Source organism: Streptosporangium sp. CA-115845 (genome assembly GCF_050943795.1).
Classification (GTDB): Bacteria; Actinomycetota; Actinomycetes; order Streptosporangiales; family Streptosporangiaceae; genus Streptosporangium.
Genome location: NZ_CP191988.1, coordinates 7,654,173 through 7,665,789, shown reverse-complemented (window position 1 = coordinate 7,665,789; position 11,617 = coordinate 7,654,173). Strand labels below are relative to the sequence as shown.

Sequence of the window (11,617 nt, the reverse complement as noted above, 5' to 3'; positions counted from 1 at the left end):
CGGTGTAACTCAGTTTTGATTGGTTCTATCGGGAGGTCGGGGTCAGACGGCCTTCGAAGGTGATCGCGAAGGCGTTGAGCGCGGCCTTCCACCGGTTGACCCAGCGCTTGCGGCCCTTCCCGGTCGGGTCCAGGCTCATGATCGCCATGTAGACGCACTTGAGCGCGGCCTGCTCGTTCGGGAAGTGGCCGCGTGCCTTGACCGCGCGGCGGATCCGGGCGTTGACCGACTCGATCGCGTTGGTGGAGCAGATCACCCGGCGGATCTCGGCGTCGAAGTTGAGGAAGGGCACGAACTCGGCCCAGGCGTCCTCCCACAGCTTGACGATCGCCGGATAACGCCCGCCCCAGGTCTCGGCGAACTCATAGAACCGCTCCAAAGCGGCGGCCTCGGTCGGGGCGGTGTAGATCGGCCGCAGCGCCTTGGCGATCGCGTCCCAGTGCCGGCGGGCGGCGTAACGGAAGGAGGCTCGCAGCAGGTGCACCACACAGGTCTGCACGACAGCCCGGGGCCAGACCTGCTCGATCGCCTGCGGCAGGCCCTTAAGCCCGTCGCAGACCACCATCAGCGCATCGCCGGCGCCGCGATTCTTGATCTCGGTGAGCACGTGCAGCCAGAATTTCGCACCCTCACCGCCCTCCCCGGCCCACAAACCGAGGATGTCGCGCTCGCCGTCGACGGTGACCGCCAACGCCACGTAGACGGGCCTGTCGGCGACCTGGCCGTCACGGATCTTCACGTGGATCGCATCGATGAAGATCACCGGATAGACGGCATCGAGTGGCCGGTTCTGCCACTCGGCCATCCCCTCCAAGACCTTGTCGGTGATGGTGGAGATGGTCTGCCTGGAGACCTCGGCGCCGTAGACCTCGGCCAGATGCGCGGAGATCTCCCCGGTGGTCAGCCCCTTGGCGGCCGGCGAGATGACCATCTCGTCGACGCCTGAGAGCCGCCGCTGCCGCTTGCGCACGATCTTCGGCTCGAAGCTGCCGTCCCGGTCTCGTGGAACGGTGATCTCCACCGGCCCGACATCGGTCAGCACGGTCTTGGACCGAGTGCCGTTGCGGGAGTTGCCCGTCTGACTGCCGGCCCGCTCGTGCTTGTCATAGCCGAGGTGATCGGTGATCTCGCCTTCCAGCGCCGATTCCAGCACCAGCTTCGTCAGCCGGCCCAGCAGCCCGTTCTCGCCCACCAGGTCCAGGCCCTCGGCGCGGGCCTGGTCGACCAGCCGGCCGACCAGCTCGCGATCCGACGCCTTGTCTTTCCGCGTCACCGCGGCTTCCTCCAGGTCCATGTCTGCGGATGCCTGAATCACAGTACTCATCAGGTGTATCTCCTTGATCAGGAGTTACACCGAAAACCGTACAGTCCCGCACGTGCCCGCATGGTCGAAGCGCTGCGCTACGAACCCTGTTCCCCGGCCTGCCCGAACTGGCTGCGCTACGGAGTCCAGCCCAAGGGCGCCAAGCAGGGCATGATCCCGGGCCGGTGCCGGGGCAAGGCGCATAAGCCCGAACACCTCGGCTATGCGGGCCGTCGTGTCCTGGTCTCCCGTAAGTGGTCCAACAAGACCCTGTCCGAGCACAAGCGCGACCGCCGTACCTGGGTCATGGAAGCCCTCGGCCTGGCCGACGAGGTCCTCGACCCGCACCGCTACGTCTGGAAGCCCGTCCCGGCCGGCGACGGCGATATCCCCTCCCTGGCCCTGCGGCTGCTGCGTATGGTCGCCGAACGCCAGCGCTGGCGAGCAACCCTGCTCACACTCCGAGAGAAAGCGACCGGACAAGATCTTTCGGCAATCAGGGAGGCGGCGTGAAGAAGAAGGACGACGACAAGCTCATGACCGTCCCCGAGATCCTCGACAAGCTCGGCGGAGTCTCCGCCCGGACCCTCTACCGCTGGCGGGAGATCGGCAAGTTCCCCCGTGGTCTGCGACTGCCCAACGACGAGATCCGCCTCTACCGCAGCGAGTTCGAGGCCTGGCTTGAAACCCTCCGGGAGGCGGCGTGAGCACCTCGTACAAGGTCAAGTTCTGGGACATCCGGACCAACACGAAGTCCCAGGGGCAGGGCAAGAAGCCGCGCATCGTCTCGCATACCGTCCGCTGGACCGTGGGCAACCGGGAGAAGTCCGCGACCTTCAAGACCAAGGGACTGGCCGAGAGCTTCCTGTTGCAGCTACGGCAGGCGGCCAAGAACGGTGAGTCCTTCGACCTGGCGAGTGGTCTGCCGACGTCGATGGCTGAGGCGAAGGACGCGCGCACCTGGTACGACTTCGCCGTGGCCTATGTGCACGCCTGGTGGCCCCACGCGGCGGCCAAGTCCCGTGAGGGCATGACCGATGCGCTGGCCAATGTCACTCGCGTGCTCATGAAAGATCTGCCCGGCCGACCTGACGACGAGATCATCCGGCGGGCGCTGCGCGAGTTCTCCTTCCTTCCGGAGGAGCGTCGCCCGGTTCCCTCGCCGGAGATCGCTCGCGCTGTGCGGTGGTTGGAGGCGGCCTCGCTGCTTCTGAAGGCCCTGGAGGAGGCCAGGAACACGTGGGCGGCTCTGGAGGCCCTGGCGCTGATGCTGAACGGCAAGGCGGCGGCCGTCTCGACCTACCGGCGCAAGCGGGCGGTCTTCCATCACGTGCTTGAGTACGCGGTCGAGTTGGAGGAGCTTCCGGCGAATCCGCTGCACAAGGTCAAGCTCCGTAAGGCGAAGTCCGGGGGTGAGATCGATCGGCGTTCGGTGGTCAACCCGGCTCAGGCCCGTGAGCTGCTGATCGCGGTGACCTATGTGGGCCGGTCCCGGGGGCCGATGCTCGCGGCGCTGTTCGCCTGCATGTACTTCGGTGGCCTGCGTCCGGGGGAGGCCGCGGGGCTCCGGAAGAAGGACTGTCACCTTCCGGCGTCCGGCTGGGGAGTGCTCACGCTGGAGAAGACCAAGCCGCAGAGCAACAAGCGGTTCACCGACTCGGGGGAGACCCATGACGATCGTGGTCTCAAGCACCGGGCCGAGAAGGAGACGCGGCCGGTGCCGATCCCGCCGGAGCTGGTGGCCATCCTGCGTGATCACATCGACCGTCATGGCGTCGCCGCCGATGGCCGGCTCTTCCGGACCCGTACAGGCGGGCTGATCTCCGGGTCGGCGTACGCCAAGGTGTGGAAGGAGGCCCGGACGTACGCCTTCACCCCCGACCAGGTCGCCTCACCCCTGGCGGGCAGGCCGTACGACCTGCGGCACGCGGCGGTCTCCCTCTGGCTGAATGCCGGGGTGCATGCGCCGGAAGCGGCGGAGAGGGCCGGTCACGGGGTGGACGTGATGCTGAGGGTCTACGCCAAATGCATCGACGGCCAACGCGAGGTGGCCAACCAGCGCATCCTGGCCGCACTCATCAGGTGAGGCCGACCACGTACCACGACGGGACCCCGGGACACCTCGGGGTCCTTCGTCGTTCCGGCCCCGGAATCGGTCCGCGAAGCTCCGAAACTCCCGGTCCCACCTGGGAAAACAGGGCCGGGTCCATTCCGCGTATGTTCCGCGAGCGGTGGCATGCGGCTGCTTCCGGCTACCTGCGGCTGCCTGAGGGGCACGGGCCACGGACAAGCAAAAGACCAGGTCAACGGCTAGATGACCTGGTCTTGGCTGCGCACCCTGCAGGATTCGAACCTGCGACCGTCGGATTAGAAGTCCGGTGCTCTATCCAGCTGAGCTAAGGGTGCCTACTTTAGGGCTTTGAGCTGTACTTTCTTGAAACCACCAAGAAGGTACCACGTGTGCATGCATTGGATAGAGCATAGTATCCGCTGCATGCCCCCCGCCAAGAGACAGGATAGATCACCGCGACTCCGATCCCTACTCGCTTCGTGGACTCTCGCCCTGGAATCCGCCAACCGGTCCAACCACACGATCGTCTCCTACATGGCGACTTGCCGCCAGTTCTGCGCCTACCTCGATCACCACGAGTTGCCCGACCGCGTCGAAGCCATGAAAGCCGAGCACATCCGCGCCTTCCTCGTGGCCTGCCTGCAAGGCTGCTGGGCCGACGACGACAGGAACACCCCTTGCCCGTGTGGTGTCCGCAAGAACAGCCCCGGCAACGCCGACAAGCACTACCGGAATCTCAAGGCGTACTTCGGCTGGCTGATCAAGGAAGGGGAGCGCAAGGGCCCACACCCCATGGCCAACGTCATCCGCCCCACCGTCCCCGACGTTCCCACTGAGACGTTCTCGGACGAGGACCTGCGGGCGCTGCTGAAGGTCTGCGCCGGCGCAAGTCTGCCCGACCGCCGCGACACTGCGATTATTCGGATCTTCATGGACATCGGTATCCGTGTGGAGGGCATGGCGGGGCTGCGCTACAGCAGCGACCCGGAGGACTCCGACGTCATGCTGTCCAAGAAGCTGCTGAGGATCCGAAAGAAGGGGGGAGATGTCGTCTTTGTCCCTATCGGCAAGAAGGCCGCCCGGGAACTGGATCGTTATATCCGTGTACGCGCCCGTCATCCCGACGCCGACTGTGAATGGTTGTGGCTTGGCAAAAAGGGGCAGTTAAAGAAGTCCGGAATTCAGCAGATGCTCAAACGTCGTGGCATGCAGGCGCAGGTGCCCAACGTTCACCCCCACCGGTTCAGGCACACAATGGCCGATGACTGGCTGGAAAATGGTGGCGACGCTGGCGATCTCATGAGGATCGCCGGGTGGGAGTCGTATGCGATGGTGCTGAGATATGGGCGAGCAGCCGCAGACAGGAGGGCGCGTTCCGCCCATGCGCGCCTGTCGCCGGGGGACCGAATCTAAGGGCCGGGTTAGGTCTTTTTTGCAAATGTATCTCCGGAGATACATTCACCTTACCTGAAGCTGCGAGTTTCGGGCATATCGGTCACCGATTAGCGCATTGATCACTTTTTCAACTACGTACAGTGAGAACGCTTATCGATGCTGGTTGCGCCTAGTATCCGCGCAAGAGTGCTAAAACATCGCACCTATTCCGCAACATTCCACTGTCACATACAGTGGTCCGCACTGCCGCAAACGCCTCGGGAAGCAACGCTGCAGCGGCCACCTCCGGGGGTGGCCGATGGAGGGAACGCAATGGCACGACGCACGCGATGGGCCCTCACCGGATGCGCGGGGGCGCTCTGGGGGGCCACGGCGATGACTGCGCTGAACGACATCCACATGAAAATCTACCTGACGACCGCCATGGTGACGATGCTGGTCACCGTATGCGCCATTGGAGTATGGATCCTCAGCGCCGACCATCTCGCCGCCGCCGTGGCCCGAAACAAGATCAGGGAAGCTCGGCTCACCAAGGCACTCTGGGAGGAGGCAGAGGCTCGCGACAAGCAGCGCTACGCAAGGGTGCGATACGAAAGCACCGCCCAAGACCACAATTAGGGTTACCTGTCCTCAGTGATCTCCCCAAGGCTTTGCCGTCGCCTCCTTTCCGCGTCAGCGCGTGCTTTCTCCCGCTGGCGAGGTGTGAGGTGAGGGGATGACACGTTCTCACTGACGCCATCGTCGTATTCGGAGAGTGCTTCGCTCCTTGGTTGAGGAGTGGGGCGCTCTTTGACGACGAGATCGTCCTCTGTCGCCATGCCGACATAGACGAGCAGACTCCCAAGGGTGCGGCCAGAGTCGTCGGCCATCCGGCGTAGCGTCTCCACCGCGTCGTCGAGTTCCTCGGCCCTGACTCCTCGCCGGTCTGCTTCGCGGACGAACCATGGGGGATAGCGGCGGATCGTTGCTGTCTCGGACAGGGTCCCTGTGTCACCAGCCCGGATATTGAGGAGCGGGAACTCTGCCCGCGTCTCGAACCCGGCTTGTTGCGTAAGAGGCGGAGTCGGCTCTCCGCCGTTTGCGATCTTAGCGAGGTCGCCTTGCTGCCAGCCCAGGGCGCTTTCTATGGCGCTCCTGTTGCCCGTCTGGGGCCAGCGTTTCGCTGACTCCAGGTTGTAGATGGTCTTGATGTCGACGCCAGCCGCTGCCGCGAGGGCGGCTTGGGTGAAGCCCAGAGCTCCGCGTCGTGCCACGACATACGAAGCGGCGCGGCCGAGGTCAGGTCGGCGGTTCATGACTCCTCATCATCCGGGAACGAGAGGGAACAATCCAGAACTTGACAAGGCCACACTTCTGGAACAACTGGCAAGGTCAGGGCTAATCAGGGAAGTTTGACGATAGTTACTGCCCGGTAGTTTCCGTTTATGCCCGTTCCGGTCTTGTTAAGTTCCCGATTGTTCCCTAGAGTTCCGGCATGGCAACAAACCCCCTCCACACCGAGGACGTGCGAGACCCCGAAGACATTCGGGTCGGCGCCACGATCCGAGCGCTCACCGAGGCGCACGGCTGGAAAGTGGGCGAACTCGCAGCCGCTCTGAAGTGCAGCCACAGCTACGTGAGCAACGTCATGGCAGGCCGAAAACGCGCGAACCCCAAGCTGTGCCGCCAGATCGCCGACCTCCTCCGCATTCCTCTTGCGGCGATCATCAGCGGCGACGAATACGCCAAGGCCACCAGCCTCGCGGAGAGCGAGGTGTCGGCATGAGCACTGCCGCCGAGCGTAAGAGCATCGCCAAGATCGCCGCGAACACCCGCTGGGCCAACGAGCCCGACCGCACCGCCGCGACCGCGAGAGCCCGCGAGAAGTCGCCGGCCAGCATCAGCTACTGGCTGAAGCAGGTCGATCCCGAGAACGCCATGCCGTACGCCGAGCGGATCAAGCGGGCCGAGAACGCCAAAACCGCCTATTACCAGAAGCGGATGCGGCTGGCGCGTCAGGCCAAGGCAGCCAAGGCTTCAGCAGGTGCCGAGTGAACGAGCTCGCCCTGATCGAGTCGGCGTCTCTGCGTGCTGAGCACGCGGGGCGGGTCGACGTGCTGGACAAGGTGAAGGCACTCACCCTGCTTCCTGACGGCGTCCACATGAGCACCGAACTGGTCGCGAACTACTACGAGGTAGATGTCGACGCCATCGAGAGTGTCATCCGACGCAACCGGGTCGAGTTGGAGTCGAACGGCTACGAGGTCCTGCGAGGTGCGAGGCTCCGCGAATTTGAGACCGTCAATCTGACGGTCTCAAAGCGCCGGGCGTTCGCCCTGTTTCCTCGCCGTGCGATCCTCAACGTGGGGCAGCTCCTTGAGGAATCCAAGGTTGCGCAAGACGTCCGCGCCTACCTTCTCAACCTTGAAGAGATCGCCACCCACGACCAGCGGGCCGACGCGATCGACCGCGTGCGCCTCGCTCAGGCCCGGGTGGAACTCCTGAAGGCCGGCGAAGGCTACCTCGACCCTCAGTGGCAGCGGACAAACATCCGCATTCAGACAGCGATCGGCCTCGGCAAGGAGCCGGAGATCGACCCCGACGATGTCCCTCTGTACGTCCCGGACTTCCTGAAGGGCAAGAGGCTAAAGAAGGACGAGGTCACGTCTGTTCAGTCGATGTTCGGCAAGCGGGCTGCGTCCCTGTATGAGGCGGAGCACGGCGAGAAGCCGGGCAAGCGGCCGACAGAGACTCCGAACGGCAGCATCCGGAACACACTCGCGTGGACTCAGCGTGACCTTTCGATCTTCGAAGAGGTCTGGGACCGCTGGTACGCCTCGAAGTACGCGCCGACGCCCGAGCACACCCTGTTCGGAGTTGACGCGTGAACGCCCCACTGAGCCCCCGTGAGATGCAGGAGCACGGCGCCGCGTACTTGGTCATCGGCTTGTTCGCCCGCGCCGGCGAGCTGGCCGCGCTGGACCGTGAGGCCGACCGTGAGGCCGCTCACCCCCTGACGTAGTGCGGGCCCCGAGCCGAGGCAACGGCTGGAGCCCGCTGATGACCCACCCGCTCAAGAGCACTTCAAAGAGAGAGCAGGCAAGCCATGGTTAAGAGTAAGCCCGATGTCGCGGCTGATGCCCGCGCATGGCAGAACGTCAAGACCCAGTTCCCGGGGACGACGCGTGAGGCGCTCGACCGGATCGAGCTGGGGGAGCGCGCGGCTGACGCGCTGAACGGTGGCGAGCAGTGACCGCCTCTGCGACCCTCGCCGCGCAGCCGATGGCCCCCGCCGCCGTCCTCGCTGCTGCCGCCGACGTGCTGGAAAGTCACATGCACGCCCGGATGGGGCGCGTGGACCTGCACCTGGCTCTCCACGAGGCGGCCCCCACCTACGAGCTGGCGCAGGCGGGCATGGACCTGCTGGTCGATCACCTGCGTGCCACGGGTGCTGATGACCGGTGGGTGGTCCGCTGGACTGCCCGGTGCGGGCGGGACGAGATCGCCGCTCACCTGCGTGCTGCGGCCGAGGCGGTGGTCGCGTGAACGCCCCGACCAAGCCGTTCGTGGAGACCTACTGGAAGGTCGTTCACACCGGTCTCGACGGCGACGGAGACCAGGTTCACGCGGAGTTGCCGTGCGACGGGAGGGTCCTCGCTGAGATCGCCCTGGAGCAGATCCGCGAGTGGCAGGACGACAACGAGTTGCCGGTGGACGCGACCATCCTGACCCGTCGCGGCTGCGAGCCGTGGCGTGTCCTCTCCCGCGCCGGTGAGCGGATCGAGGTGCCCGCCCATGTCTGAGTTCATCTGGGAAGAGCCGCCTGTATGGGGTTTCAACAATGCGAAGTACCATCGCGAGGCCGAAGTGCTCAAGAGTCGACCGGGCGAGTGGTGTCGGCTTTTTGAGTTCAGCAGGCAGGGCAGGGCGAACACGCTCACGCAAACCATCAAGAAGGGGCAGGCGGGCTTCGCCCCGATGGGCGCGTTCGAAGCGGTGACGCGAACCGTCAAGTCCGGCCAAACCGGCGACCGGATCGTCTACGTCTATGCCCGTTACAAGGGAGTCGCCGAGCTGTCTTCTCCCTCTCCGCGAGGTGAGGAGTGATGGCTGCCCGCAAGCTGATCACCATCGAGGGGCAGCAGCGCCCCTACACCGACGGCGAGTGGGTCGTGTATGCGCCCGACGGCTCCGCGTGGGGCAGCATGCGCCCCGGCGCGCGGACCGCTGATGACCCGGTCAAAGCCGCCCGCGAGTTCTGGGGCGGCAGCACCGAAGCGATGGGCTACCTGGTGCGCGGCTACCGGATCGAGCTCATGTCCCGGGAGCGGTGGCAGCGGGAGATCTTCCCGCAGCTGCTCGGGGACTCCCCGCAGGGCGGTGAGGGCTGATGGGTGCCCCCGCAGTGCTGCCCGCCACGATCACGTTCCCGGACGGGGTGACACACCTACGCTCCGGCCAGGTCGCGCAGCTGCTCGGAGTACAGCCTCGGCGGGTCGCTCAGTGGCAGATGAACGGCCTGATCACCGCATCCCTGGTAACCCTGGGCGGGCACCGCAGGTTCACCGCCGCGGACGTGCAGGCGTTCCTGCGTGAAGCTCGTCCCGCCGCTGCTCTCACGCCGCGAGACATCGTGTCCTGCCGGGCATGGAACGGCGGACGCCCAGTACGGATCGCCGCGGTGACGCACACCCGCCGGTGGGGTGTGTACGTGCGCTGGCAGGACGTAGCCGCACACCAGCACGCCATGGACGTGCTGGTCGCCCGCACCTTGTGGGTGCGCTGCCTGTCCCACGGACACGCAGGGGCCGCCTGATGTGCCCCTGGGAGGACGCCATGTCCGCCTACCTGTCACAGGAGGCGGGCGTGGCCCACCTGCCCTCGCTCCCGGGACCGATCACGGACCCGGTCGAGCGCTACGAGCGGCTCCTGGAGTGGGCCGACGACCGACACGACCACGACGACCGAGGAGACGACCAGCAGTGACCATGGCCGAGGCCGAGCAGTTGGAATCGCTGCTCAAGCTGAGGGAGCCATTCCCGGCCGAGCAGATCGGCAAGCTTCCGCGCGTCACCTGCCCGAACTGCTCAGACTCGCGGAAGATCTGTACGGAAGCAGGGCACCGCAAGGAGCGCTGCCAGACCTGCAACGCCTACACCTACAACAAGCACATCCACATCGACTACGTCGGCCATGCCGACGTCACCCAGCGCTTGCTGGATGTGGACCCGTTCTGGTCATGGGAGCCGTTCGCTCTCGACGAGACCGGCCTGCCCGCGCTCGACACCGACCAGTTCGGCGCCCCTGTCGGCATGTGGATCCGCCTCACGGTGTGCGGGGTGACCCGCCCCGGCTACGGGTCGGTGCCCTCCAACCAGCACGACGCGGTCAAGGTCCTCATCGGTGACGCTCTGAGGAACGCCGCTCAGCGGTTCGGTGTAGCGCTGGCCCAATGGCAGAAGGGCGACCGCGACAACCCCGCCGCGGAGAACCCTGTCGCTGATCCTGGACAGCGTGCGGCGCCGAAGCACCAGGCAGCGCAGGCCCGGATCGTCGTGGACACCGACTGGGTCGCCGAGTTCGAAAAGCGCCTTGCCGAAACCGACCTGCACAACGTTCCCCGGTTCCGCCAGGAAGTCACGGACGCCATGCGCGCCGAGCGGATCAACGCTGACACAGCGAACCGGCTGCTGGACCTCGTCAAGCAGAAGCAGCAGGCGTTGAACGCGCCGGCCGATGGGCTGCCACGGAACCAGGACGGCACGATCGCCCGTCGTCAGGTGACGGATGACCAGCTCGCCGCGGTCGGCACGATGACGGGGCCGGAGAAGTCGGCTCACAATCGGCTGGTCAAGGACGTCACCTCGAACCCGAAGACCGCCGAACGCGGGAAGACGCCTGCGGCTGAAGACCCGTGGATCAGCGGTGGTACGTCATGACGGACATGCTGACCGTCGTCAAGCAGCTCGGCCAGCTGTCCCGCGACCTCGACGACGCCGTGAACAAGATGGCTGACCTGGAGTTCACCGCGGTCGAGGCCGAAGGCGACTTCAAGGTGGCTTTCGCGGAAGCGTTCCGCAAGGCGGAGGGGTCGATCGAGGACCGCAAGCAGATCGCGATCATCCAGACCGACCGTCTGTGGCGCACCCACGGCAAGGCAGCCGCGGCGGTGCGGCTCCAGAAGGAGCACCTACGTGCACTCCACGCCCGCATCGATGTGGGACGAACGATCCAATCCACAGCGCGAGCCGAGATGCAGCTGGCAGGTGGTCAGCTGTGAAGCGCACTCCCTTGGAGCGGAAGACGCCGCTGCGGACGACGGCGCCCATGGCCCGCGGCAAGGGACTCCAGCCGGGCGGGACCGCGCTCAAGCGGGCTGTGGTGAAGCCGAAGAGTGTCCGCCGCACCGGCCCGCCCCCGGCGGTCATGGCGTTGCTCGCGGCGAGGTCGGCCGGCTGGTGCGAGCTGGGCATCGTGTGCCTCGGCAACGCGCCCGCGGTGGACCCGTCGCACAGGATCGCGAAGGGCATGGGCGGTACCCGAGACCCGAGGTCGAACACGGCTGCGAACAACCTGCATTCGTGCCGGGCCTGCCATGACCTGGTCGAGCGTAGCCCTGCTGAGTCGTACGCGAACGGGTGGAAGATCCGCCGCGGTAACGCCACCCCCGCCGATGTTCCGGTCCGGCACTGGGTGCACGGCTGGGTGTACCTCGACGAGGCCGGCGGCTGGCGGTCGGCCTTGGAGTACGCCCCCGAGGGGGAGCCGTGACGGAGCTGGCCGGCGTCGAGCGCATCGACTGTCCCACTGCGGCCAATGCCCCGTGTGGCTGCTGTCCGTCTTGTTTCGCCTTGCAGGCCGCGGACCCG

At 65.8% G+C, this 11,617-nt stretch carries 21 protein-coding genes and 1 tRNA gene; 19 read left to right on the top strand and 3 right to left on the bottom strand.

Annotation, left to right across the window (positions count from 1 at the left end; genetic code table 11):
- Positions 1-25: 25 nt before the first annotated feature.
- A complete protein-coding gene (locus ACQP0P_RS36825) occupies positions 26-1,294 on the bottom strand; it encodes an IS256 family transposase (RefSeq protein WP_433382295.1) in 1,269 nt (422 codons plus the stop codon).
- A 90-nt stretch (positions 1,295-1,384) separates the two neighbouring features.
- Between ACQP0P_RS36825 and ACQP0P_RS36820 the strand changes: the two genes are divergently transcribed.
- Genes ACQP0P_RS36820 through ACQP0P_RS36810 form a run of 3 tightly spaced genes read left to right on the top strand, consistent with a single transcriptional unit; the run spans position 1,385 to position 3,389 of the window.
- Complete coding sequence (locus ACQP0P_RS36820) at positions 1,385-1,816, top strand: replication initiator (protein ID WP_433364364.1); 432 nt, start codon at positions 1,385-1,387, stop codon at positions 1,814-1,816.
- A gap of 23 nt (positions 1,817-1,839) precedes the next feature.
- Complete coding sequence (locus ACQP0P_RS36815; RefSeq protein WP_433382292.1) at positions 1,840-2,010, top strand: helix-turn-helix transcriptional regulator; 171 nt, start codon at positions 1,840-1,842, stop codon at positions 2,008-2,010.
- Positions 2,007-3,389, top strand: coding sequence for a tyrosine-type recombinase/integrase (locus tag ACQP0P_RS36810; protein WP_433364361.1), 1,383 nt, complete (start codon positions 2,007-2,009; stop codon positions 3,387-3,389). Before ACQP0P_RS36815 ends, ACQP0P_RS36810 begins: the two co-directional genes overlap by 4 nt.
- A 246-nt stretch (positions 3,390-3,635) precedes the next feature.
- Here ACQP0P_RS36810 and ACQP0P_RS36805 read toward each other — a convergent pair.
- A tRNA-Arg gene (locus ACQP0P_RS36805) sits at positions 3,636-3,709 on the bottom strand.
- 199 nt (positions 3,710-3,908) lie between these two features.
- Between ACQP0P_RS36805 and ACQP0P_RS36800 the strand changes: the two genes are divergently transcribed.
- Positions 3,909-4,787, top strand: coding sequence for a tyrosine-type recombinase/integrase (locus ACQP0P_RS36800; RefSeq protein WP_433364358.1), 879 nt, complete (start codon positions 3,909-3,911; stop codon positions 4,785-4,787).
- 357 nt (positions 4,788-5,144) lie between these two features.
- Positions 5,145-5,387, top strand: a complete 243-nt coding sequence (locus ACQP0P_RS36795) for a hypothetical protein (protein ID WP_433364355.1) — start codon at positions 5,145-5,147, stop codon at positions 5,385-5,387.
- Positions 5,388-5,389: 2 nt separating this feature from the next.
- Here ACQP0P_RS36795 and ACQP0P_RS36790 read toward each other — a convergent pair whose 3' ends face one another.
- Positions 5,390-6,064: a helix-turn-helix domain-containing protein gene (locus ACQP0P_RS36790; RefSeq protein WP_433364352.1), complete on the bottom strand. Its 675-nt coding sequence runs from the start codon at positions 6,062-6,064 to the stop codon at positions 5,390-5,392.
- A 179-nt stretch (positions 6,065-6,243) separates the two neighbouring features.
- On the opposite strand from ACQP0P_RS36790, the gene ACQP0P_RS36785 reads away from it, so the two are divergent.
- The 14 genes from ACQP0P_RS36785 (at position 6,244) to ACQP0P_RS36720 (ending at position 11,519) form a co-directional block, all read left to right on the top strand.
- Entirely contained in the window at positions 6,244-6,534 is a 291-nt protein-coding gene (locus ACQP0P_RS36785; RefSeq protein WP_433364349.1) for a helix-turn-helix domain-containing protein, read from the top strand.
- Positions 6,531-6,803: a hypothetical protein gene (locus ACQP0P_RS36780; protein ID WP_433364346.1), complete on the top strand. Its 273-nt coding sequence runs from the start codon at positions 6,531-6,533 to the stop codon at positions 6,801-6,803. Before ACQP0P_RS36785 ends, ACQP0P_RS36780 begins: the two co-directional genes overlap by 4 nt.
- A complete protein-coding gene (locus ACQP0P_RS36775; RefSeq protein ID WP_433364343.1) occupies positions 6,800-7,636 on the top strand; it encodes a hypothetical protein in 837 nt (278 codons plus the stop codon). Before ACQP0P_RS36780 ends, ACQP0P_RS36775 begins: the two co-directional genes overlap by 4 nt.
- Positions 7,633-7,770, top strand: a complete 138-nt coding sequence (locus ACQP0P_RS36770; RefSeq protein WP_433364340.1) for a hypothetical protein — start codon at positions 7,633-7,635, stop codon at positions 7,768-7,770. Before ACQP0P_RS36775 ends, ACQP0P_RS36770 begins: the two co-directional genes overlap by 4 nt.
- A gap of 84 nt (positions 7,771-7,854) precedes the next feature.
- On the top strand, positions 7,855-8,001 hold the full coding sequence (locus ACQP0P_RS36765; protein WP_433364337.1) for a hypothetical protein: 147 nt from the start codon (positions 7,855-7,857) through the stop codon (positions 7,999-8,001).
- Positions 7,998-8,294, top strand: a complete 297-nt coding sequence (locus ACQP0P_RS36760) for a hypothetical protein (protein WP_433364334.1) — start codon at positions 7,998-8,000, stop codon at positions 8,292-8,294. Before ACQP0P_RS36765 ends, ACQP0P_RS36760 begins: the two co-directional genes overlap by 4 nt.
- Entirely contained in the window at positions 8,291-8,551 is a 261-nt protein-coding gene (locus ACQP0P_RS36755; RefSeq protein WP_433364332.1) for a hypothetical protein, read from the top strand. Before ACQP0P_RS36760 ends, ACQP0P_RS36755 begins: the two co-directional genes overlap by 4 nt.
- Positions 8,544-8,855: a hypothetical protein gene (locus tag ACQP0P_RS36750; RefSeq protein WP_433364329.1), complete on the top strand. Its 312-nt coding sequence runs from the start codon at positions 8,544-8,546 to the stop codon at positions 8,853-8,855. The genes ACQP0P_RS36755 and ACQP0P_RS36750 overlap by 8 nt, the downstream gene beginning before the upstream one ends.
- Positions 8,855-9,139: a hypothetical protein gene (locus ACQP0P_RS36745; RefSeq protein WP_433364327.1), complete on the top strand. Its 285-nt coding sequence runs from the start codon at positions 8,855-8,857 to the stop codon at positions 9,137-9,139. Before ACQP0P_RS36750 ends, ACQP0P_RS36745 begins: the two co-directional genes overlap by 1 nt.
- A complete protein-coding gene (locus tag ACQP0P_RS36740; protein ID WP_433364324.1) occupies positions 9,139-9,564 on the top strand; it encodes a MerR family transcriptional regulator in 426 nt (141 codons plus the stop codon). The genes ACQP0P_RS36745 and ACQP0P_RS36740 overlap by 1 nt, the downstream gene beginning before the upstream one ends.
- Positions 9,564-9,734, top strand: coding sequence for a hypothetical protein (locus ACQP0P_RS36735; RefSeq protein WP_433364321.1), 171 nt, complete (start codon positions 9,564-9,566; stop codon positions 9,732-9,734). Before ACQP0P_RS36740 ends, ACQP0P_RS36735 begins: the two co-directional genes overlap by 1 nt.
- Positions 9,731-10,687 carry a hypothetical protein gene (locus ACQP0P_RS36730; protein WP_433364319.1) on the top strand — a complete coding sequence of 319 codons (957 nt, stop codon included), beginning with the start codon at positions 9,731-9,733 and terminating at the stop codon, positions 10,685-10,687. Before ACQP0P_RS36735 ends, ACQP0P_RS36730 begins: the two co-directional genes overlap by 4 nt.
- Complete coding sequence (locus tag ACQP0P_RS36725) at positions 10,684-11,028, top strand: hypothetical protein (RefSeq protein WP_433364316.1); 345 nt, start codon at positions 10,684-10,686, stop codon at positions 11,026-11,028. Before ACQP0P_RS36730 ends, ACQP0P_RS36725 begins: the two co-directional genes overlap by 4 nt.
- The gene (locus tag ACQP0P_RS36720; RefSeq protein WP_433364313.1) at positions 11,025-11,519 is read left to right on the top strand and encodes a hypothetical protein; all 495 of its coding nucleotides are present in this window, start codon (positions 11,025-11,027) and stop codon (positions 11,517-11,519) included. The genes ACQP0P_RS36725 and ACQP0P_RS36720 overlap by 4 nt, the downstream gene beginning before the upstream one ends.
- Positions 11,520-11,617 lie beyond the last annotated feature (98 nt).